Source organism: Corynebacterium sp. KPL2830, assembly GCF_040225635.1.
Classification (GTDB): domain Bacteria; phylum Actinomycetota; class Actinomycetes; order Mycobacteriales; family Mycobacteriaceae; genus Corynebacterium.
Genome location: NZ_JBEHFR010000033.1, coordinates 1 through 20,118, shown reverse-complemented (window position 1 = coordinate 20,118; position 20,118 = coordinate 1). Strand labels below are relative to the sequence as shown.

Below are 20,118 nucleotides of genomic sequence, written 5' to 3'. Positions count from 1 at the left end.
GAACTCACAATGAACATCCTCTCCTACGGACACAAGATCCGTACTAATAGGGTGTCCACTAAACGAGGGTAACCTCATTGCACATGTATTTTAAATGTTGATTAGGTAGCCTGAAAACCATGAGAAGCTTGTGGAAGCATTTGCGGCCATTCTGTGTCTCCGCCTTGATAGCCATTGTGCTCGGGGTTCTGTTTAATGACTATCACTGGACACTTGCTTTAGTGGTCACAATTTTGCTCATAGGTGTCGTTCTATCGATGGCGGATTATGTTTCCGAACGGCGTCGAAAGAATGAGGATAAGTGATGAATCGGAAAATGCAGTTGTCGTTGGCTACCGGATTCGTCGGCGTGGTTTTGCTCATCGCAGCGCCGATTTTAATGAACGTGGGAATTGATACTGCCGATGCTGGGCAGCAATCAGGTAATGCTGTAGCTCCATTGCTTTCAGCGACTATCGGAACCGTGCTAGTGTTCCTCGCGCTGGCCCGTTCCGGTCCTGTATTTGAAAAGAAAAATGTAAAAGCCGAGCGCTAGAAGCGCTAGTTTTCTGGGGCGCACTCCTTGCAGGAATGAAGAGGACATGAGGATACGCGTGTCCAATCAACCTACTGGTTGATTCAAGGTTCAACTGCCTCTGCGATTCAAAGCCAGAGAAGTTGGGGCAAGATATGTATTTAGAGTAATTGATCCCCTCGTATCCAGTCACGGTGATGACTGGGAAGGAGTAATGACATGAAGGCTTTGTATAGGGCAGCGATTTTCTACCTCGTCTTGGGCTTGGTTGCTGGTTTGTTTTATCGGGAGTTTACGAAGCTACAAGATTTCCCGGAAGGCGAATATACGCAGCTAAGCGTGGCTCACACCCACTTGCTGGCGCTGGGCTTCATGCTATTCCTCATCTTCTTGGCGCTGGAAAAAGTCTTCGCACTGTCGCGGCACCGCCAGCTGTTCAACTCGTTCTTCTGGCTGTACAACGTGGGCGTTGTGCTCACCGTTGGAATGCAAATTTCACACGGCATTTTGACGGTGCTGGGCAAGGAATCCAATGAGATGATTTCTGGCATCGCTGGGCTGGGCCACATCTTTATCACGGTGGGTCTGACGGTCTTCCTCGTGAATTTGGGGCGGGCCATCAAGGAACCAGATGAAGGCAGCCCCAATGCTTCGGTGAACGCCTAACTATGTGCGAGCACAGCGCACAAAAACGTCACGGCGCCTACTCGCCGCGATTGGATAAGCCTGGCAGTCCTTTCCGTCGGGCTGGGAGTCATCGTTTTAGATGGCACTATCGTCGGCGTGGCATTGCCGTCGATCATCACTGACCTGCAGCTCAACCTGACGCAGGCGCAGTGGGTCAACAGCCTCTATGCGGTGCTACTGGCGGCGCTGCTGTGACGGGCAAGATTGCGGATGCCTGGGGACGCAAGCGCGCCTTCCTCACCGGCCTGACAATATTTGTGGCAGGCAGCGTATTGGCGGGATTTTCTACCACTGCCGCCACGTTGATCTCCGCGCGCTGTGCAGGCTATCGGCGCCGCGTTCATCATGCCGTCCACGCTTTCCACGGTTAATGCCGTATTCCGCGGCAAGTACCGCGCCGCAGCCTTTAGTGTGTGGGGTGCGGTTATTTCCGGGGCGGCGGCGGTCGGACCGCTCGCCGGTCGTGCACTGACGGAATGGGTGTCCTGGTATTCGCGATTATTGAGGGCCCCGATCTAGGCTGGTGGAAGCCCCAATCCTCGTTCAGTTTCTTTGGCTGGACTTGGTCAGAAAACGCGCCCATCTCACCGGTTCCGGTGGCTCTCGCGATTTCGGCTGTAGGCTTCGCGCTATTTATTCGGTGGGAAAAGCACCGCGAGCGGGGTCACCGCTCAGCGCTGCTGGACCTTGAATTATTTTCTTATTCCACGTTTTCGTGGGGAAATATCACCGCTGGTGCGGTAGCACTCGGCGAGTTTGCCATCATCTTCGTGCTGCCGCTGTACCTGATTAATGCATCGGATCTCAGCACGATGTCAGCGGGCCTGGTGCTGGCAGCCATGGCAATCGGAGCATTGTTTTCCGGTGCGCCAGCCCGCCATGTTGCGGCACGGTACGGGGGCACCTGGCACCGTGCTCATCGGGTTCGGCTTGGAAGCCGTCGGCGTCCTTATCCTCGTCCTGCTTATGGGGCCGGATACGAATGGTTGGATCATCGCCACGCCGCTGACCCTGTATGGCTTGGGGCTTGGATTCGCCTCTGCACATCTGACCGGCACGGTGCTGCGGGATATTCCCGTCGATGACTCCGGGCAAGCCTCCGCAACGCAGAGCACCGTGCGCCTGGGGCAGTGGTGCAGGCCTTAAGCCAAGGCATGACCAACGCCGCGCAGTGGTCGCTCGTTGCTGCTGCCGCATTCCTTGCGCTGGGATTCGTCGGTGCACTTCGGGTGCGCAGGGCTGCTGCGCAGAACGGCAACGAAACAGAGGATAAAGCCTTTGCGGGGGAGTAGAGGCAAAAGGTTTAGAGGACTGCAGTGACCTCATAGCCCTTCTCGGTGAGCAACTTGGACACGGCTTCAAATGTCGCCCTATCGCTATCCGGGTTGTAGGTTTCGGGATCCAAAGCGATATGCGCGAATTCTCCGTCGTAACGCACGGTAATGAACTCGTAGCCAGCCTGGTCTTGGGCATCATCGATAAGCGCCTGCACGTCAGAAGTATCGCTGTCAGGAGTAGCCGTGGACGCATGTTCTTGGTGCTGGGCTGCGGGGGAAGCTTCTGCGGTTGGAGTGCTGGGGCCGGTTAAACCAGTGCCTGCAGCCAATAGCCCAGCAAGAATAGTGGTAATCATCTGTGAGTACCTTTCTGTACGGCGGATGGTGTGAGCGAGCGTGGTGCAAAACGTTCCGTCACCTGCAAAATTAACGGTGGTAACTTTAGCTTAATTTTGGATCAGCTCAAAAATATGCAGCCTTGGTTCACGCTCAATAGTTTAAGGACTGAGGGGCTTGACCCCCGATGTCTCTCTTTTCCGGGGTTCAGGCGCTATTGAGTTCGTTTTCTGTTAAAAACTTAGACTGAAAACGGATCATTATTGGGATTGTTGTTGACGATAAGCTCAATATGATTGGTGACCGAGGATGCTGTTTCTTCACCGAAGAAGTGAGTAATGAAGGCCACCGCCATATCAATTCCTGCCGCCACACCGGATGATGTCCAGAGATTGCCGTCGTGGACCCATCGAGCTTGCTTTTTCCATTCAATTTTCTGGCCGTGCGTTCTAACCCAGTCAAACGCGTTTTTATTGGTGGTAGCGGTGTGGTTTTCTAATAAGCCTGCGGCGGCGAGTAGCGCCGACCCAGTACAAACTGAGGCGATGATGTCCGCCGAGCTTGCAAGGGCGGTTAGCTGGCGGAGGAATTCTGGATCTTGAACAAGTGAGCGTGTACCGCGTCCTCCTGGTACAAGCAGAGTATCTCCAGAGAAAGATTCAAAACGCATTGTCGGAACTATGCGTACGCCTTGAGCGCTGCTTACCGGGCTGTCATGTTTTGACAGATAGTTCACTTCAAGGCCTGGTGTATTTGCGAGTACTTCTGCGGGGCCAAAAACATCGAGTAACTCGAACCCGTCAAAAAGTACGATGCCAATGTTTTGCGGACGCGTCTGGCTCATGACTAAACCGTATCAAAACCAAATTCGACGCCTTAGAGTTTTGGTGCTCGGGGTCAATAAGCAGAAGCGTGGAAAAATTTACCCCTCTGATACAGGTCAGAGGGGTACAAATTGGTGCCCCAGAGAAGATTCGAACTTCCGACACCGGCTTTAGGAGAGCCGTGCTCTATCCCCTGAGCTACTGGGGCGGGGATGTTGCTCATGCAACTCGGATCATAATAGCAGTGGGGCGCGAGTGCGCCCCAAAAGGCTGCGTGCGCGGCCATTTGTATAGGTCCGGCCAGCAGCCTTAGCTATGAGGTTTAGGCTTGTGCCAGCTCTTCCTGCTTGTTGCGCACGGAGGATGCAGGCGGGTTGGTCTCGTGAGTGCCGTCGGAGTACAAGACGGTGGGGATGATGCGGTTACCGTCGTTGACGGACTTAATCCACTCGTTGATGTCGTCGGCGTTATCGCCTTCTACGTCCACGAGCTCGTATGGGGTTTCGGTGCGGTCCAAGTTCTTAATGAGCTTGGCGCAAAATGGGCACCAGTCGGCGTAGAAGATGGTGACATCGGCATTGGTTTCGGGTGCTTGTACAGTCATTATGCTGCGTCCTTTCTATCGTAAGTTAAAAAGCGGTACTTCATGGGAAGCTCGCTGGCCGGCTGCTCGGGAAGCTCTAAATGCCCTTTGTCTGAGGTGAGCCAGTCCGTGCTGTAGGCCAAGCCAAACGTATCGGGGATATCCGGGGCAAAGACGGCATCCTCGCCATAGATATCGCCGATGTTTACGCCCATGAGAGTGACCTCGATGCGGTCCACCTGGTCCAAGGCGGCGGTGTAGATTTGGCCGCCGCCGATGACCCAGGCATCGGCAAGCGCGGGCATCGTTCTGCCCACCGTAGCACCAGTTGACCACGTGCCGGGCGCGCGCGAGGAGAGCACGTAATTCTCCCGGCCGGGCAGAGGGCGGAACTTAGGGTTGAGGGACTCCCAGGTCTTGCGGCCCATGATGACAGGCGCGCCCATGGTGACGTCCTTGAAGTGCTTGAGATCCTCCGGCACGTGCCAAGGCATCTGGGCACCATCGCCGATGATGCCGTCCAGGGACTGCGCCCAGATCGCGCCGAGCATTAGACCGACACCTGCGCCTTGATGGCCGGGTGCGGGTCGTAGCCCTGCACCTCAAAATCGGCGAAGTCATAGGAAAAGAGGTCCTTCGCCTTGTTGAGTTTGAGCTGCGGGTACTCGCGCGGCTCGCGGGAAAGCTGCTGCTGTACCTGCTCCACGTGGTTGTTGTAGATGTGGCAATCGCCGCCGGTCCAGATGAGATTGCCTACCTTGAGGCCGGCCTGCTGGGCAAACATGTGGGTCAGCGCAGCATAAGAGGCGATATTGAAGGGTACGCCCAGGAACATATCCGCCGAGCGCTGGTAGACCTGCAGAGACAGCGTGTCATTGGCCACGTAGAGCTGGAAGAGCAGGTGGCAGGGCATAAGCGCCATCTGGTCGAGCTCCGATACATTCCACGCGGAGACCAAATTGCGGCGTGAGTCCGGGTTATTCTTCAGGGTATCGAGCGCCTGTTGGATTTGGTCGATGTGGCTCCCATCCGGGCTGGGCCAGGAGCGCCACTGCACGCCGTAGACCGGGCCCAAGTCGCCATTCTCATCGGCCCACTCGTTCCAAATGCGCACGTTATTATCCTGCAGGAATTTCACATTGGAATCACCGCGCAGGAACCACAGCAGCTCGCCAATGATTCCGCGAAAGTAGACCTTCTTCGTGGTTAGCAGAGGGAAGGATTCCGCCAAATTATAGCGCAGCTGCGCGCCGAAAATGGAGCGCGTGCCGGTGCCGGTGCGATCGCCTTTGGCCGTGCCTTCTTCGAGGACGCGGCGGAGGAGATCCTCATAAGGAGTCTCAATCATAGGCACCAGTTTAGAAGCCGCCATTCTCCTCGGCAAAGGCCGCTGCGTGCTCTAGAATCTCGTCTTTGAGCTCGGGGCGGCAGATGAGCAGATCGGGGATGAAGGTGTCCTCGTTATTGAAGGTAATGGGGCTGCCATCGAGGCGGGAGCAGTGCAGGCCGGCTGCCATGGCAACGCCGACCGGGGCGGCCTGGTCCCATTCGTATTGGCCGCCGGCGTGAATATAACCGTCATAATCACCAAGCAACACGTGCATGGCCTTAGCACCGGCAGAGCCTATGCCCTCGGTCTCGTAACCCATCTTTTCTGCGATATAGCCGGCCACCTTGGGCGGGCGATTGCGGGAGATGACGAATTTCTTGGATAGCGGGCCGGCAACGGCGCGCACATCAGAGGACTTAAAGGTCACTCCGTAGTCCGGCAGGCCCACCGCGGCGTGGATTGGGGTGCCGTCCTCAACGAGGGCGATGTGTACCGCCCAGTCCTGGCGGCCGGTGGCAAATTCCTTGGTGCCGTCAAGCGGGTCCACGATCCAAACGCGCTTCTTTTTTAGCCGGGCGAGATCATCGGAGGCCTCCTCAGAGAGCACGCCATCGCCGGGCCGGTGCTGTTCTAATACGCGAGCGATCCATTCTTGGGCGGCGTCATCGCCGGCATCGCCAAGCGAAAGGCCCCGCAGCAGGCCACCATTGCGCACGCCCTTTAAAATCTCGCCGCAGCCTTGGGCGAGCGAATTGGTCAGGCGGGAATCAGAAATCTCGACGGTCATGGTGCCCACATTACAACGGGGACTAGAGTGTGGTCATGCCAGAAAACATCCTTGAGCGCTTTCGCCCCCAAGTGGCGCGGTGGTTCCAGGACGTTTTTGCCGCTCCCACCGCGGTACAGGCCCAGGCCTGGGACAAGATTTCCCGCGGTGACCACGCACTGATGGTTGCCCCCACGGGTTCTGGTAAGACGCTCGCGGCGTTTTTATGGGCGCTGAATAACCTGGTGGAACGCGAAGGACAACTGGCCCTGCCGGTAGGAAACGCCGCAGGCTCCGCCACCGGCGTGCGGGTGCTGTATATCTCGCCGCTCAAAGCGCTGGGCGTGGACGTGGAAAATAACCTGCGGGCGCCGCTGACCGGCATTGCGCGCACCGCGGAAAAGCTGGGTCTGGAGGCGCCGAATATTTCCGTAGGCGTGCGTTCGGGCGATACGCCCTCGGCAGAGCGCTCGCGGCAAGTACGCAAGCCGCCGGATATCCTCATTACCACCCCGGAATCGGCGTATTTGATGCTTACCTCGAAGGCGGCGGGGATTTTGAAAACCGTCGATACCGTCATCATCGATGAAATCCACGCGCTGGCCGGCACCAAGCGCGGCGCCCATCTCGCCCTGACCCTGGAGCGCCTGCAAGAAATTGCGGGGGATTTTCAACGCATTGGGCTTTCTGCCACGGTGCGCCCGCTTTCGGCCGTCTCGGATTTCTTGGGCGGCAACCGCCCGGTGGAAATCGTGGCGCCGGAAGCGCACAAGAAGTGGGACTTGGATGTGCGCGTGCCGGTAGAGGATATGTCGGATCTCCCCACGCCGGAGGCGGGCTCGACCATTGGGGAGCTCACCGTCGATGATGCCATTGGTATTACCGGCGGGCCGGAAGGCAGCGGCGACGGCGGGGAGGACTTCGGCGGGGAAGAAGACACCGCGCTGCCCACCGCGAATTCCATCTGGCCGTTTATTACCCAAGACCTCTACGCCGACATCATGGCGCATCGCTCCACGCTGGTCTTCGTGAACTCGCGGCGCAGCGCCGAGCGCCTGACCAGCCGGCTCAACGAGCTTTACGCGCAGGAATATGACCCGGATTCGCTCTCGCCGGAAACCCGGCGCGATCCCGCCCAGTTGATGGCGCACTCGCACGTTGCGGGCAAGGCGCCGGCGGTCATCGCGCGGGCGCACCACGGCTCGGTGTCCAAGGACGAGCGCGCCATGACGGAAACGATGCTGAAGGAAGGCACGCTGAAAGCCGTGGTGGCCACGAGCTCTCTGGAGTTGGGCATCGACATGGGCGCGGTGGATTTGGTGGTACAGGTGGAATCGCCGCCCTCGGTGGCCTCGGGCCTGCAGCGCGTGGGCCGCGCCGGGCACCATGTGGGCGCGGTCTCGCACGGCGCGTTTTATCCCAAGCACCGCGCGGACCTGGTGCAATCCACGCTGACGGTTGCGCGCATGCGCGGCGGGATGATTGAGAAGATGCATACCCCGCGCAACCCGCTGGACGTGCTCGCGCAGCAGACCGTGGCGGCGGTGGCCGCAGCGGGCGAGGAGGGCTTAAGCGCGGATGACTGGTATGACATCGTCAAGCGCAGCCATCCTTACCGCGAACTGGCCCGCGAGGTCTACGACTCCGTGATCGACTTGGTCAGCGGCGTCTACCCATCCACGGATTTTGCGGAGCTAAAACCCCGCGTGGTCTATGACCGTGTATCCGGTGTGATGACCCCGCGGCCGGGGGCGCAGCGCGTGGCCGTGACCAGTGGCGGCACCATCCCGGATAGGGGAATGTTCGGCGTCTTTCTCTATAGCGGTGGGGAGTCCGGGAAGGCCCCGCGCCGGGTGGGCGAGCTTGATGAGGAGATGGTCTACGAATCCCGCGTGGGCGATGTCTTTACCCTGGGCGCGACCAGCTGGCACATCGAGGAGATTACCCGTGATCAGGTTCTAGTTACGCCCGCGCCGGGGCATACGGGCCGGCTGCCGTTTTGGAATGGCGATGGTGCCGGGCGCCCCTATGAGCTGGGCCAGGCTTTGGGTGAGTATCGCCGCGAGGTAAATACGGACCCGGGCATTATCGTGGATGCCGATGACAATGCCCGCAGCAATATCTTGTCCTACCTGCGCGAACAGCAGGAGGCCACCGGCATTATTCCAGATGAAAAGACGCTCGTGCTCGAGCGCTTCAAGGATGAGCTGGGGGACTGGCGCGTGGTGCTGCACACCCCCTTTGGCCGGCCGGTTAATTCCGCCTGGGCCTTGGCGGTGGGCGCGCGGGTGGGGGAGCGCACCGGCATGGACCCGCAGGCGGTGGCCGGCGATGATGGCATCGTGCTGCGCCTGCCCGAGGGCGAGGCCGATCCCGATGGCACGATTTTTGCCTTCGACGCCGACGATATTGCCGATGTCGTGGCCGAGCAGGTGGGCAATTCCGCGCTTTTTGCCTCCCGCTTCCGCGAGTGCGCGGCCCGCGCGCTGCTTTTGCCCCGGCGCAATCCCGGCAAGCGCGCTCCGCTGTGGCAGCAGCGCCAGCGCGCCGAGCAGCTTTTGGATGTTGCCCGCAAGTACCCGTCCTTTCCCATCATTTTGGAAACGGTGCGCGAGTGCGTGCAGGATGTCTATGATGTCCCGGCGCTGCAGGAGGTCATGCGCGATTTGGGGCACCGCCGCGTGCGCATTGCGGAGGTCACCACGGATCAACCATCGCCCTTTGCCTCGTCGCTGCTCTTTAATTACACCGGCGCCTTCATGTACGAGGGCGATTCCCCGCTGGCGGAAAAGCGGGCGGCGGCCCTTGCCCTTGACCCGGCGCTTTTGGCCAAGCTGCTCGGTACGGTGGAGCTGCGCGAGCTTTTGGATCCCGCGATCATCGATGAGGTCCATGCCCAGCTGCAGCGCACCGCTCCTTCGCGCCGGGCGCGCACCACCGAGGAGGTCGCGGATCTCCTGCGCGTGCTGGGCCCCATCCCGGTCGAGGAGTTGGGCGAGCATACGGATGTTCCCCTGGCCGCCCTGGATAACCTGGGCTCGCGGATTATGCGGGTGCGCATCGGCGGGCGCGAGCACCTTGCCCAGTCCCAGGATGCGGCGCTGCTTCGCGATGCCCTCGGTGTCCCCATTCCTCCCGGCATCCCCGCCCAGGTCGCCACGCTTGCCGATGCCCTCCCACAGCTCATCAGCCGCTGGGCGCGCACCCGCGGCCCGTTCGTGCTCGCGGACTTAACAGCTGCCTTCGGCATTTCCGTCTCCGCTGCACATACCACCCTGGCTGGCCTGGATTCGATCGTGGAGGGCCACTACCGGCAGGGAATAGAGGACCAGGAGTACTGCGCCGCCGAGGTATTAAAGACCATTCGCTCGCGCTCGCTTGCGGCTGCGCGCGCGGATACCGAGCCGGTCTCCGGCGCCACCTTCGCCCGCTTCCTTCCGGAATGGCACGGCATCGCGCCCGCCGGGAAGCGGCCGGCACTGCGCGGTGCCGATGGAGTATTTTCTGCTATCGAGCAGCTCGCCGGGGTTCGCCTGCCGGCCTCTGCCTGGGAATCCATCATTTTGCCCGCCCGCGTGGGGGATTATTCGCCCCGCATGCTAGATGAGCTAACCGCCAATGGTGAGGTGATGATCGTCGGCGCCGGAAAGGCCGGAGCTGCCGATCCGTGGGTGATGCTGCTGCCTACCGATTACGCCGCCCAGCTGGCCCCCGAAACCGATCCGGAGGGCGTAAGCATGCTGCAGCGCGCCATTTTAGGCGTGCTCGAGCGCGGCGGCGGCTTCCTCTTTTCCGATATCGCCGCCGAGGTCCCCGGTACCGCCGAGGAGACTCGCGAGGCCCTCTGGGGGCTGGTGGAAATGGGCCTGGCCAGCCCGGATTCCTTCGCACCCATCCGCACGCGCTTATCGTCAGGCGGGCGAGGGGCCTCCCGCGCTGGCCGCGGTTCTACCGCCCACCGCTCCAAGCGGCGCCCCACGCGCTCGCGGCTGCGCATGGGCCGCACCTCGTTCGCCCAGACCCAAAACGCCAACGGAAGCGCCGGCCAGATCCCGCCCGATATGCTCGGCCGCTGGTCGCTGGCGGTGCCCGCAGCCCAAGATGCCACCTCGCGGTCCGTGGCGCACGGCGAGGCCTGGCTGGATCGCTACGGCGTGGTCACCCGCGGCTCCGTGGTGGCCGAGGACGTCCTCGGCGGCTTCGCGCTGGCCTATAAGGTGCTTTCCGGCTTTGAGGAATCCGGCAAGGCCATGCGCGGCTATGTCATTGAGGATCTCGGCGCCGCGCAATTTTCCACCCCGGCTATTATCGATCGCCTCCGCGGCCTGGCGGATTCCCCCGATGTCACCGGCTGGCCGTCTGGCACCACCGATCCAGAAACCTTCGTGCTCGCCGCCGTGGATCCCGCTAACCCCTACGGCGCGGCGTTACCCTGGCCGCAGCGCGACGATGCCGATGGCAAAGCCACCGGCGGGCCGGCCCGCTCCGCCGGGGCACTGGTCGTGCTGTGCGATGGCCTCCCCATCGCCCACCTCACCCGCGGCGGCAAGACCTTGACCACGTTCATCGACGCCCTGCCCGATGGAATTGAGACCACCGACGTCTACGCCCGCCTCCTGTCCTCGCTCGTAGAACTCATCGCCGCCGGGCACATGTCGCCGCTGGTGATTGAGAAGTGCAATGGCAACCCCATCCACCACACCTCAGCGGCTAATATCCTGCGCTCGCTCGGGGCAGGCATTACCCCAAAGGGCATACGCATTGCCGGGCAGGCTGCGCCGCCGCGCGTTCCGCGCCGCGGGGCGCGGGACGGCTCACCGGACGACTCGCGGGGTAACTCACGTGATGGCTCGAGCGGTGGCCTGTGCGGCGGCGGTCTGCGCGGCGGCAGGCGTGCCTCCGAAGCTATCGAGGAGCTCAGCTTCGACGATCCACCTCCGCCCCCGCCACCCCGCAGTTCCGGTGGCTTCCGCCCGCGCGGCGGGTACCGTCGCTAGCGCCACCTGCCTGCAGGTGTATTTTGGTGGGGCCACTGTGTCTGAGTCCGACGGAAGGAGGCCATTCCCATGCCCGAAGGCGATTCCGTCCTACAACTTTCGCGCCGCCTGCAGTTTATGGCCGGGCGCGAGGTCACCGGCTGTTCCGTCCGCGTGCCGCAGCACGCTACCGTTAACCTCACCGGCACCATCTGTGAGCGCGTGTGGCCCTATGGCAAGCACCTCTTCATGCAATTCGACCAGACCATCGTGCATACCCACCTAAAGATGGAGGGCACCTGGGCCATCCACTACGCCGGCGACCGCTGGCGCAAGCCCGGCCATAGCGCGCGCATCGTGCTGCAATTAGCCCATTCACCGCGCGATATTGAACTCGTGGGCCACTGGTTGGGTTTTGTCGATATCTTCGACGCAGATCAGTACTTTAGCCGCATCGCGCACCTTGGCCCAGATATCTTGGACCCCGACTGGGACCGCGAGGAGGCGCTGCGCCGTTTACGCGCGCGACCCGATCGGAGCATCGGCACGGCGCTTTTGGACCAGAAGGTCGTTGCGGGCATTGGCAATGAATACCGCGCCGAAATCTGCTTCCTCGCCGGCGTTCACCCGGCCACACCGGTGGCAGAGGTGGATGTGGAACAGGTAGTGGACATCGGCAAGCGCATCATGTGGGCCAACCGCAACTCGCCCATTCGCGTGACTACAGGAGTGCGCCGCGCCGGGGAGACTACCTATGTTTTTGGGCGCAATCGCAAGCGCTGTCGGCGTTGCGGCACCATCATCCAGAAGGATTCCCTGGGCGGCGTTGACCGCGGTGGGGACGAGGGCGAATTAGAGCGCATCATCTGGTTCTGCCCGCACTGCCAGCCGCTCTAAGGTTCCTTTACGCTTTTCGCGCTAAGCTGGTGGGCATGCGATCACTACTAAATCTTGTATTTAATATCATCTGGCTACTCTCCGGCGGCATCGTTCTTGCGCTGGGCTACTTCCTCTTCGGCATCATCGCCTGCATCTTCATCGTGACGATTCCTGCGGGCGTTGCCTCGTTCCGCATGGGCCAGTTCGCCCTGTGGCCGTTCGGTCGCTCCGTGGTTGAACCACGCAAGGGTACCGGCGGAATGTCTGCCATCTCCAATGTCATCTGGTTCGTCATTGCAGGCCTGTGGCTGTCCATTGGTCACGTCGTTACCGCCGTCATCCAGGCGATTACCATCATCGGTATCCCCGTTGCCTGGGCCAACCTCAAGATGATTCCAGTGACCTGCTTCCCGTTCGGCCGCAAGGTTGTTAGCTCGAAGAACATCCCAGCCGGTTGGCAGCCGATGGTGAAGCTGTAAATTCACCTTGCCTGAAAGCGCCTGGCCCGAAGCGAAACGTCACTTCAGGGCGGGCGCTTTAGTGATCTGTGGTGCTTAGGCACGAAGATGTCCAAAACAACCGCGTTTGTCTCTTTCTGAGGGCGATATTTTTAAGAACGCGGTTGTTTTGGACATTTTTGGTGCCCGAGCACGCGGCGCTTGGGCCCGGGCATGCTCGGGCCGGAACTAACGGTTGGCGCGGTACCAGCCGATGAGCTTATCAGTGGACTGGTCGCCGGAATCAACCTCTTGGCTGCCGGAGACGGCAGGGGCCAAGTCATTGGCCTGCTGCTTGCCCAGCTCCACGCCCCACTGGTCGAAGGAGTTAATATCCCAGATGGTGCCCTGGGTAAAGACGATGTGCTCGTAGAACGCGATGAGCGCGCCCAGGGTGGAGGGAGTAAGTTCCTCGGCCATAATCGTGGTGGTGGGGCGGTTGCCCGGCATCACCTTGTGCGGCACGAGGCTTTTGTCAACGCCCTCAGCGGCGATTTCTTCGGCCGTCTTGCCAAAGGCCAGCACCTTGGTTTGGGCGAAGAAATTGCCCATGAGCAGGTCATGCATCGAGCCGGTGCCGTCCGCGGTGGGGAAGTCCTCCTTGGGGCGAGCAAAGCCGATGAAGTCCGCCGGGATGAGGCGGGTGCCTTGGTGCATGAGCTGGTAGAAGGCATGCTGGCCGTTGGTGCCCGGCTCGCCCCAGTAGATCTCGCCGGTATTTCCAGTGGTCACTGCGGTGCCATCGCGGCGCACGGACTTGCCGTTAGATTCCATCGTCAGCTGCTGCAGGTAGGCGGGAAAGCGGCCGAGGTCCTGCGAGTAGGGCAGGACAGCGTGGGTTTGGGCGCCAAAGAAATTGGTGTACCAGATGCCCAGCAGGCCCATGAGTACGGGCACATTGCGCTCTAGCGGGGTGGTGCGGAAGTGCTCATCCATAGCGTGGAAGCCTTCCAACAAGCGCATGAAGTCCATCGGGCCAATGGTGCACATCAGGGCCAGGCCAATGGCGGAATCGAGGGAGTAGCGCCCGCCCACCCAATTCCAGAACGGGAACATGTTGTCCGTATCGATGCCGAATTTCTCCACCTGCTCCGCATTGGTGGATACGGCCACGAAATGCTTAGCTACGGCGGATTCATCGCCATCGAATTGATCGATGAGCCAACGGCGGGCCGCGTGCGCATCGGTCAGGGTTTCCTGCGTAGTAAAGGACTTGGAGGAAACGATAAAGAGGGTGGAGCCGGCATCGAGCCCGTCCAAGGTGGCGGCCATATCGGCAGGGTCCACGTTGGAGACGAACTCTGCGGAAATGCCGGCTACTTCATAGGAGCGAAGGGCCTGTGCGGCCATGGCTGGGCCGAGATCGGAACCGCCGATGCCGATATTGACCACCTTTTTGATGGTGTGGCCGGTATGCCCCAACCAAGAGCCGGAGCGCAAGGCGGTAGCGAAATCGCGCATGCGTCCCAAGACCTCGTGGACATCGGCGGCGACATCTTGGCCATCGACGTGCAAGTCATCTTCTACCGGCAACCGCAGGGCGGTGTGCAGCACGGCGCGATCTTCGGTGTTGTTGAGATGCTCGCCTGCAAACATGGCATCGCGGCGGCCTTCCACATCGGCGGTGCGGGCTACCTCGACCAGATGCTGGAGGACTTCGTCATCGATGAGGTTTTTGGATAAATCCACGTGCAGGCCGGCGGCGTCGAAGGTGTAGTTCTCCGCGCGGTTTGCGTCTGCGGCGAAGAGTTCGCGAAGGCGCATGTCCTGCTTTTCTTCATAAACCTTGACCAGGTCTTTCCACTGGGACGATGCGGTGATATCCATGGCAATTGGCCTTTCTGGCGACGAGCGCATTGGCAATGTGTACCCCTCCCACCGTAGTCGAGAATGAGTGCCAACGGCACCGCGAAGAGTGTGGCATTTAAAGGATGAGGGCGCCTATCCAGCCGGCGATAAGTAGTGGGATATTGAAGTGGATAAAGGTCGGGATGACGGAGTCACGGATGTGATCGTGTTGGCCATCGGCGCCGAGGCCGGCGGTGGGGCCGAGGGTGGAATCGGAGGCGGGGGAGCCGGCATCGCCAAGCGCGCCTGCCGTACCAATGAGCGCCACCGTGGCGGCGGGGCTAAAGCCGAGCGAGGCGCACAGGGGAACGTAGATTACGGAGATAATGGGCAGGGTGGAAAAGGACGAGCCAATGCCCATGGTGACCACCAGGCCGACTAAGAGCATGGCGCCTGCGGAGAGGAACTTATTGGTGCCAAAGAGGTTGGCGGTGGCATCGACAAGCGGACCGACTTCCTCCGTCGCCGTCATGACGGAGGCAAAGCCCTGCGCGGTGATCATGATAAAGCCGATAAGCGCCATCATTTTCATGCCGTTGGTAAAAACGTCATCGGCGTGCTTCCAATCCACCGCGCCGGAAATGAGCAAGATGCCCAGGCCGGTCAAAGCGCCGACGAGCAGGCCATCGGATTCAAAATCGAGCGCCTGCATGATGATTTGGACGGCGAAGGTGGCAATAATCGCCAGTATGGAGACCCAGATTTTATACCTCGAGGGTGTTTCCTGGTGCTCTTCGGCGGCAATAGGACGGTCCTCGTACTCGCGCGGGGCGCGGTAGCTGATAAAGATCGCGATGAGCAGGCCGGTGAGCATGCCCAGGGCGGGGATGGCCATGACCTGCATAATATTGATATTGGAGGTATCCAGGCCGGCCTCTTCGATATTAAAGAGCAAAATATCGTTCAAATAGATGGACCCGAACCCCACCGGGATGAACATGTAGGTGGTGATAAGGCCGAAGGTCAGGCACGTGGTGATAAGGCGTCGATCCAGCTTGAGCTTATTCATCACCGCCAAAAGCGGCGGGACGAGCAGCGGGATGAAGGCAATGTGGACGGGGATGAGGTTCTGGCTCATCACGGCCATGGCGATAAGGCCAATAACGAGCATCCACTTGGTGGTGGCCGCGGCCTTGGGATCTAATTCGCCGGTGCCGCCGAGCTTGGCGATGAGAAAGTTGGCCAGGATCTGCGGCAGTCCAGCGGAGGCAACACCCATCGCGAAGGCGCCCAAGAGGGCATAGCTTAAGGCAATCTTGGCGCCGCCACCGAGCCCGTCCTGGAAGGCGAGCATGGTGGCATCCAGGCCCATGCCGGATAGGAGGCCGCCGACGATTGCACCGATGAAAAGCGCCACCACCACGTGCACGCGCAGGAGGGCAAGCGCGAGCATGACGATGACGGCGATGAGTACTGCGTTCATGCCCCGAAAGCGTACTGCATAGTATGGGTTAGTCCGTAATTAATCCGAGGGTTGAAAGGGTGGCCTTACCCCAGGCGTCCGCGGCCCATGCGCAGCAAAGCAGAGGCGATGGTGGGGCCTTCCTCGCCAAGCTCCGCGCGAAACTCATTGAGGATGGCGATCTCGCGGGTGTGTACCAAGCGCGTGCCTCCGGAGCTCATGCGGGTGCGGCCCACCGCGCGGGAGACCTCGGTGCGGCGCTTGACGGCATCCAAGATGATTTGGTCAAGGCGGTTGATTTCCTCGCGATACTGCTGGATTTCCGCATCAGATAGGGGATCATCCGTGCCGGTGGGCGTGCGGATATCCAAACCATTGTCAACGATGGATTCATTATCTTCAGCGGTCATGGTCCCTTATTGTGCCACTTCGCCGTGCCATCGTGCTACTTGGTCAAGGTTTTGGAAAGCGCAGTGTATGCCGCAAATACCGGCCATGTCCGGTGGGGCTAGTAGGTTGGTAGGCATTATGACGAATAACTCTCCATTTAGCCCTTCTCCCACCCCGCGCGAACCCGCCTCCGGCACTACCTCCCGCGGCGGCTTTGCCCCTAGCCAGCCCGAACAGCAGAATCCTTTTGGCAGCACGCCCAGGCCCGCGGAATCCGATCCTTTAACCCAAGGTTTGAACCCGCAGCAATTAGAGGCGGTCACCCATACCGGCAGGCCCCTGCTTATCGTCGCCGGTGCCGGTTCCGGTAAGACGGCGGTGCTTACCCGCCGCATCGCGTACCTCATGCGCCACCGCGGGGTAAACCCGTGGGAAATCCTCGCCATTACCTTTACCAATAAGGCCGCCGCAGAGATGAAAGAGCGCGTGGGCTCTTTGGTAGGGCCGGTGGCCGAGCGCATGTGGGTATCTACCTTCCACTCCATCTGCGTGCGCATTTTGCGCCAGAACGCGCAGCTCGTACCGGGGCTTAATACCAACTTCACCATTTATGATGGCGACGATGCCCGCAGGCTTCTATCCATGATTGCCAAGGACATGCAGCTGGATCTGAAGAAGTACACCCCGCGCGTGCTGGCGAACCAGATCTCCAACCACAAAAACGAGCTCGTGGGCCCGGCCGAGGCGGCCGACAAGGCGCAGCAGACCAAGAACCCCTTTGAGACCACCGTGGCGGATGTCTACGCCGAGTACCAGCGCCGCCTGCGCGCGGCCAATGCGGTGGACTTTGACGACCTTATCGGGGAAGTAGTGCGCATATTCACCGAGCACCGGCAGGTGGTCGAGTTCTATCGCCGGCGGTTTAAGCACGTGCTTATTGATGAGTATCAGGACACCAACCACGCCCAGTACGCGCTGGTAGCAGCGCTCGTGGGCAAGGGCGAGCTAGGTCCCGATGCCCCAGAGCTGTGCGTGGTGGGCGATTCCGATCAGTCCATTTATGCCTTCCGCGGCGCCACCATCCGCAATATCGAGGAATTCGAGCGCGACTACCCGCAGGCGCACACCATCTTATTGGAACAGAACTATCGCTCCACGCAGACCATTTTGAATGCGGCCAATGCCGTGATTGCGAAAAACGAGAACCGCCGGGAGAAAAACCTGTGGACCGCGCATGGCGATGGCGAATCCATCGTGGGGTATGTGGCGGATAATGAGCATGATGAAGCCCGCTTTATCGCCGCGGAGATTGATGCGCTGGCGGATAAGGGCCACAGCTATTCCGATATCGCCGTGATGTACCGGACCAATAATGCCTCCCGCGCGCTGGAGGATATCTTCATTCGCTCCGGCATCCCCTATAAGGTCGTTGGCGGTACGCGCTTTTACGAACGCCGCGAAATCCGCGATATGGTGGCCTACCTGCGCATTATGGATAACCCCGACGATACGGTGAGCCTGCGCCGCATCATCAACGTCCCCAAGCGTGCCATCGGCGATAAGGCCCAGGGCCAGATTGCCCTGCACGCGGAGAACCAGGGGATAAGTTTTGGCAAGGCGCTTGCCGATGTCCCTCGGGGCGACGTCCCCGGCCTTGGCACCCGCGCCGTTAATGCCGTTACCAAGTTCAACGACATGATGGATGGCATCCGCTCACAAATCCCAGGCATGCGCGATGAGGTAACCGGCCAGCCCGATTTGGGCGAATTGCTCACCGCCATCCTGGATGCCACCGGCTACAAGGCGGAGTTAGAAAATTCCAACGATCCGCAGGACGGCGCGCGTCTTGATAACCTCAATGAGCTGGTCTCCGTGGCCCGCGAATTTACCTCGGAGGCCGCCAACCAGATGGCCGCCGCTGGTGCGGATGCCGTCGATCCCAATGAGCTATTAGAAGAAGGCGAAGCCGCGCCGGGCTCGTTGCAAGCCTTTTTGGAGAAGGTCTCCCTAGTTGCGGATGCGGATCAGATTCCGGATTCTGAGACCGGGGTAGTAACCATGATGACCCTGCATACGGCGAAGGGCTTGGAGTTTCCCGTCGTCTTTGTCGCCGGTTGGGAGGACGGCCAATTCCCGCACATGCGCTCGCTGGGTAACCCGAAGGAATTGAGCGAAGAGCGCCGCCTGGCGTATGTGGGTATCACTCGCGCCCGCGAAAAGTTGTACCTCACGCGCGCCATCTTGCGCTCTGCGTGGGGCAATCCGGTAACCAATCCCGCCAGTCGCTTCCTCGCCGAGATCCCAGAGGATCTCATCGACTGGCGGCGAGAGGATTCCGATAGTGACCTCACCGGTTCCTGGGGAGCCGATGACTATCAGTATGGCCGGAGCTATCGCCGCGGTTCTAGCGGCGGCTATTCCGGTGGTGGGGGTGCTGGGTTTGGCCAGCGCGCTACGTCTTCCCCTTCGCAACGCACTCGCCAGCCTGCAGCTAATTCCATGCCGAAGAATAAGAACCTCAACCTTGCGGTAGGAGACCGTGTCAACCACGCGAAGTACGGGCTCGGAACCGTGATTGAAACGGCCGGTTCCGGTGCCCGCGCCACGGTGACCGTGGACTTTGGTTCCTCCGGCAAGGTGCGGCTCATGCTCATCGGCGGCGTGCCGATGGAAAAGCTCTAGACCGAAATCCCGCGTTCGTCGAACCAGCCCACTGGGTCAACGGCTGCGCCGCCGCCTGGGTGAATTTCGAAGTGCAGGTGCGGGCCGGTGGAGTGGCCCTCACTGCCGATATCCGCAATGTGGTCGCCGGCCGAAACGTGGTCGCCCACGTTGACGCGCAGCGAGTTGGCGGGCATGTGGCCGTAGACAGAGATGCTGCCATCGACGTGCTGGATGCGAATCCAGTTGCCAAAGCCTTGTGCCGGGCCGGAGTTAATGACTGTGCCGTCCATGACGGAGTGGATCGGTGTGCCGACTGGGTTAGCTACGTCGATGCCGTTGTGCATCGCGCCCCAGCGCATGCCGAAGCCTGAAGTCAACGTGCCGGAGGTGGGGAAGACCACCGTATTACCAGATGCGTCCTTGCCACGCTCAGGGGTGAGGCCGGAGCGGTCTCCCTCGGGAGCGAAGGCCTCTCCCAGGCCAGGAACGGAGGAAGGGTCTAAGACGATGTTGACCCCGCCGGAGTCATTCTGGCTAAGTTTCGGGGTGGCATCGCCGTTGAGCACACCAACGGCGGTATTTGCGAGGCCGACGGCGGCGTCGATAACGCCCGCGTTGTCGACGTTGGTGGCTTGGGGCTCAGAGGAGCCATTGGAAACGTCCACGCTGGCCACTGGATCAGCAGCAAAAGCGGAGGTGCCGGTAGCAAAAACGGTGCCAAGCGTGATGATGCTTAGCGCTACATTCCTGCGTGCACGGTTCATGCGCTTCATAAGTTTAAGTCCTTTTCATGGCTGTGCATGGTCTCGAGGCGTGCAAACCTTAAAGGTTTGGCGTCTTTCAACTGCCCCCTGCGACACGCCGGGGAATGGAAATACCCCATTTGGCGTTCGCTTGTGGCAACGAGTTAAAAGTTAGCCTGCCCATGGGTGCCGCGCAATCTGGAAAAATGCTGGTAGAAACCACGATCATTCGAAAAGTTTCGAACATGCCAGCTTGTTGCGCGTGTTACGAAAGTGGCTAAAGTTGCAGGTTTGAAGTACTGGTTTAAGCTCTGGGGGTAGCTATCGGGGGGTGTTCCTATATAGTTTGTCAATCTCGCGGGTGGGGCGGACGGGGGCGGATCCTCAACTCGGGATTTTTTA

At 60.3% G+C, this 20,118-nt stretch carries 20 protein-coding genes and 1 tRNA gene; 10 read left to right on the top strand and 11 right to left on the bottom strand.

From position 1 onward, the window contains the following. Positions 1-301 precede the first annotated feature (301 nt). From ABRP87_RS09965 to ABRP87_RS09940, 6 genes are all read left to right on the top strand, one after another. Complete coding sequence (locus tag ABRP87_RS09965; RefSeq protein ID WP_156904666.1) at positions 302-535, top strand: hypothetical protein; 234 nt, start codon at positions 302-304, stop codon at positions 533-535. 198 nt (positions 536-733) lie between these two features. Beyond that, positions 734-1,180 (top strand): DUF2871 domain-containing protein, encoded by a 447-nt coding sequence (locus tag ABRP87_RS09960; protein WP_023025898.1) that lies wholly within the window; start codon positions 734-736, stop codon positions 1,178-1,180. 212 nt (positions 1,181-1,392) lie between these two features. Next, entirely contained in the window at positions 1,393-1,572 is a 180-nt protein-coding gene (locus ABRP87_RS09955; RefSeq protein ID WP_051138383.1) for an MFS transporter, read from the top strand. Further along, the gene (locus tag ABRP87_RS09950) at positions 1,547-1,720 is read left to right on the top strand and encodes a hypothetical protein (protein WP_084532428.1); all 174 of its coding nucleotides are present in this window, start codon (positions 1,547-1,549) and stop codon (positions 1,718-1,720) included. Before ABRP87_RS09955 ends, ABRP87_RS09950 begins: the two co-directional genes overlap by 26 nt. A 345-nt stretch (positions 1,721-2,065) precedes the next feature. Continuing rightward, positions 2,066-2,347, top strand: coding sequence for a hypothetical protein (locus tag ABRP87_RS09945; RefSeq protein ID WP_023025902.1), 282 nt, complete (start codon positions 2,066-2,068; stop codon positions 2,345-2,347). Between the two features lie 8 nt (positions 2,348-2,355). Continuing rightward, positions 2,356-2,493 carry a hypothetical protein gene (locus ABRP87_RS09940; RefSeq protein WP_349868598.1) on the top strand — a complete coding sequence of 46 codons (138 nt, stop codon included), beginning with the start codon at positions 2,356-2,358 and terminating at the stop codon, positions 2,491-2,493. A gap of 11 nt (positions 2,494-2,504) precedes the next feature. Here the strand turns inward: ABRP87_RS09940 and ABRP87_RS09935 are convergent, their stop codons facing one another. The 7 genes from ABRP87_RS09935 to ABRP87_RS09905 all read right to left on the bottom strand — a co-directional run bounded on the left by ABRP87_RS09935 (position 2,505) and on the right by ABRP87_RS09905 (position 6,338). Next, entirely contained in the window at positions 2,505-2,834 is a 330-nt protein-coding gene (locus ABRP87_RS09935) for a hypothetical protein (RefSeq protein ID WP_023025904.1), read from the bottom strand. Between the two features lie 221 nt (positions 2,835-3,055). Further along, complete coding sequence (locus ABRP87_RS09930) at positions 3,056-3,658, bottom strand: DJ-1/PfpI family protein (RefSeq protein WP_023025906.1); 603 nt, start codon at positions 3,656-3,658, stop codon at positions 3,056-3,058. Positions 3,659-3,770: 112 nt separating this feature from the next. Further along, positions 3,771-3,846, bottom strand: a tRNA-Arg gene (locus ABRP87_RS09925). A 114-nt stretch (positions 3,847-3,960) separates the two neighbouring features. Beyond that, on the bottom strand, positions 3,961-4,242 hold the full coding sequence (locus ABRP87_RS09920; protein WP_005281926.1) for a glutaredoxin domain-containing protein: 282 nt from the start codon (positions 4,240-4,242) through the stop codon (positions 3,961-3,963). Beyond that, entirely contained in the window at positions 4,242-4,772 is a 531-nt protein-coding gene (locus ABRP87_RS09915; RefSeq protein ID WP_023017603.1) for a dihydrofolate reductase, read from the bottom strand. Before ABRP87_RS09915 ends, ABRP87_RS09920 begins: the two co-directional genes overlap by 1 nt. After that, entirely contained in the window at positions 4,772-5,578 is an 807-nt protein-coding gene (locus ABRP87_RS09910; protein WP_349868602.1) for a thymidylate synthase, read from the bottom strand. Before ABRP87_RS09910 ends, ABRP87_RS09915 begins: the two co-directional genes overlap by 1 nt. 1 nt (position 5,579) lies before the next feature. Further along, on the bottom strand, positions 5,580-6,338 hold the full coding sequence (locus ABRP87_RS09905) for a 3'(2'),5'-bisphosphate nucleotidase CysQ (RefSeq protein WP_349868596.1): 759 nt from the start codon (positions 6,336-6,338) through the stop codon (positions 5,580-5,582). 35 nt (positions 6,339-6,373) lie between these two features. Here ABRP87_RS09905 and ABRP87_RS09900 point away from each other — a divergent pair, with 35 nt between their 5' ends. The 3 genes from ABRP87_RS09900 (at position 6,374) to ABRP87_RS09890 (ending at position 12,651) form a co-directional block, all read left to right on the top strand. Next, positions 6,374-11,314, top strand: coding sequence for an Lhr family ATP-dependent helicase (locus ABRP87_RS09900; RefSeq protein WP_349868594.1), 4,941 nt, complete (start codon positions 6,374-6,376; stop codon positions 11,312-11,314). A 69-nt stretch (positions 11,315-11,383) separates the two neighbouring features. Further along, positions 11,384-12,190, top strand: a complete 807-nt coding sequence (locus tag ABRP87_RS09895) for a DNA-formamidopyrimidine glycosylase family protein (RefSeq protein WP_349868592.1) — start codon at positions 11,384-11,386, stop codon at positions 12,188-12,190. 35 nt (positions 12,191-12,225) lie between these two features. Continuing rightward, positions 12,226-12,651: a YccF domain-containing protein gene (locus ABRP87_RS09890; RefSeq protein WP_023025916.1), complete on the top strand. Its 426-nt coding sequence runs from the start codon at positions 12,226-12,228 to the stop codon at positions 12,649-12,651. A 207-nt stretch (positions 12,652-12,858) separates the two neighbouring features. Here ABRP87_RS09890 and pgi read toward each other — a convergent pair whose 3' ends face one another. The 3 genes from pgi to ABRP87_RS09875 form a co-directional block, all read right to left on the bottom strand. Further along, positions 12,859-14,496, bottom strand: a complete 1,638-nt coding sequence (gene pgi / locus ABRP87_RS09885) for a glucose-6-phosphate isomerase (RefSeq protein ID WP_349868590.1) — start codon at positions 14,494-14,496, stop codon at positions 12,859-12,861. Positions 14,497-14,593: 97 nt separating this feature from the next. Then, positions 14,594-15,940 carry a Na+/H+ antiporter family protein gene (locus tag ABRP87_RS09880; RefSeq protein ID WP_349868588.1) on the bottom strand — a complete coding sequence of 449 codons (1,347 nt, stop codon included), beginning with the start codon at positions 15,938-15,940 and terminating at the stop codon, positions 14,594-14,596. Between the two features lie 65 nt (positions 15,941-16,005). Continuing rightward, complete coding sequence (locus tag ABRP87_RS09875) at positions 16,006-16,329, bottom strand: chorismate mutase (RefSeq protein WP_005279891.1); 324 nt, start codon at positions 16,327-16,329, stop codon at positions 16,006-16,008. Positions 16,330-16,447: 118 nt separating this feature from the next. Here ABRP87_RS09875 and pcrA point away from each other — a divergent pair, with 118 nt between their 5' ends. Then, on the top strand, positions 16,448-18,991 hold the full coding sequence (gene pcrA, locus ABRP87_RS09870) for a DNA helicase PcrA (protein ID WP_349868586.1): 2,544 nt from the start codon (positions 16,448-16,450) through the stop codon (positions 18,989-18,991). Here pcrA and ABRP87_RS09865 read toward each other — a convergent pair. After that, positions 18,988-19,746, bottom strand: coding sequence for a M23 family metallopeptidase (locus tag ABRP87_RS09865; RefSeq protein ID WP_023025924.1), 759 nt, complete (start codon positions 19,744-19,746; stop codon positions 18,988-18,990). The genes pcrA and ABRP87_RS09865 overlap by 4 nt on opposite strands. Positions 19,747-20,118: the final 372 nt, after the last annotated feature.

Coding starts and splice junctions, on each gene's coding strand:
- ABRP87_RS09960 (WP_023025898.1), top strand. CDS start 734: ATGAAGGCTTTGTATAGGGCAGCGATTTTCTACCTCGTCTTGGGCTTG.
- ABRP87_RS09950 (WP_084532428.1), top strand. CDS start 1,547: ATGCCGTCCACGCTTTCCACGGTTAATGCCGTATTCCGCGGCAAGTAC.
- ABRP87_RS09940 (WP_349868598.1), top strand. CDS start 2,356: ATGACCAACGCCGCGCAGTGGTCGCTCGTTGCTGCTGCCGCATTCCTT.
- ABRP87_RS09935 (WP_023025904.1), bottom strand. CDS start 2,834: ATGATTACCACTATTCTTGCTGGGCTATTGGCTGCAGGCACTGGTTTA.
- ABRP87_RS09930 (WP_023025906.1), bottom strand. CDS start 3,658: ATGAGCCAGACGCGTCCGCAAAACATTGGCATCGTACTTTTTGACGGG.
- ABRP87_RS09920 (WP_005281926.1), bottom strand. CDS start 4,242: ATGACTGTACAAGCACCCGAAACCAATGCCGATGTCACCATCTTCTAC.
- ABRP87_RS09915 (WP_023017603.1), bottom strand. CDS start 4,772: ATGCTCGGCGCGATCTGGGCGCAGTCCCTGGACGGCATCATCGGCGAT.
- ABRP87_RS09905 (WP_349868596.1), bottom strand. CDS start 6,338: ATGACCGTCGAGATTTCTGATTCCCGCCTGACCAATTCGCTCGCCCAA.
- ABRP87_RS09900 (WP_349868594.1), top strand. CDS start 6,374: ATGCCAGAAAACATCCTTGAGCGCTTTCGCCCCCAAGTGGCGCGGTGG.
- ABRP87_RS09895 (WP_349868592.1), top strand. CDS start 11,384: ATGCCCGAAGGCGATTCCGTCCTACAACTTTCGCGCCGCCTGCAGTTT.
- ABRP87_RS09890 (WP_023025916.1), top strand. CDS start 12,226: ATGCGATCACTACTAAATCTTGTATTTAATATCATCTGGCTACTCTCC.
- pgi (WP_349868590.1), bottom strand. CDS start 14,496: ATGGATATCACCGCATCGTCCCAGTGGAAAGACCTGGTCAAGGTTTAT.
- ABRP87_RS09880 (WP_349868588.1), bottom strand. CDS start 15,940: ATGAACGCAGTACTCATCGCCGTCATCGTCATGCTCGCGCTTGCCCTC.
- ABRP87_RS09875 (WP_005279891.1), bottom strand. CDS start 16,329: ATGACCGCTGAAGATAATGAATCCATCGTTGACAATGGTTTGGATATC.
- pcrA (WP_349868586.1), top strand. CDS start 16,448: ATGACGAATAACTCTCCATTTAGCCCTTCTCCCACCCCGCGCGAACCC.
- ABRP87_RS09865 (WP_023025924.1), bottom strand. CDS start 19,746: ATGAAGCGCATGAACCGTGCACGCAGGAATGTAGCGCTAAGCATCATC.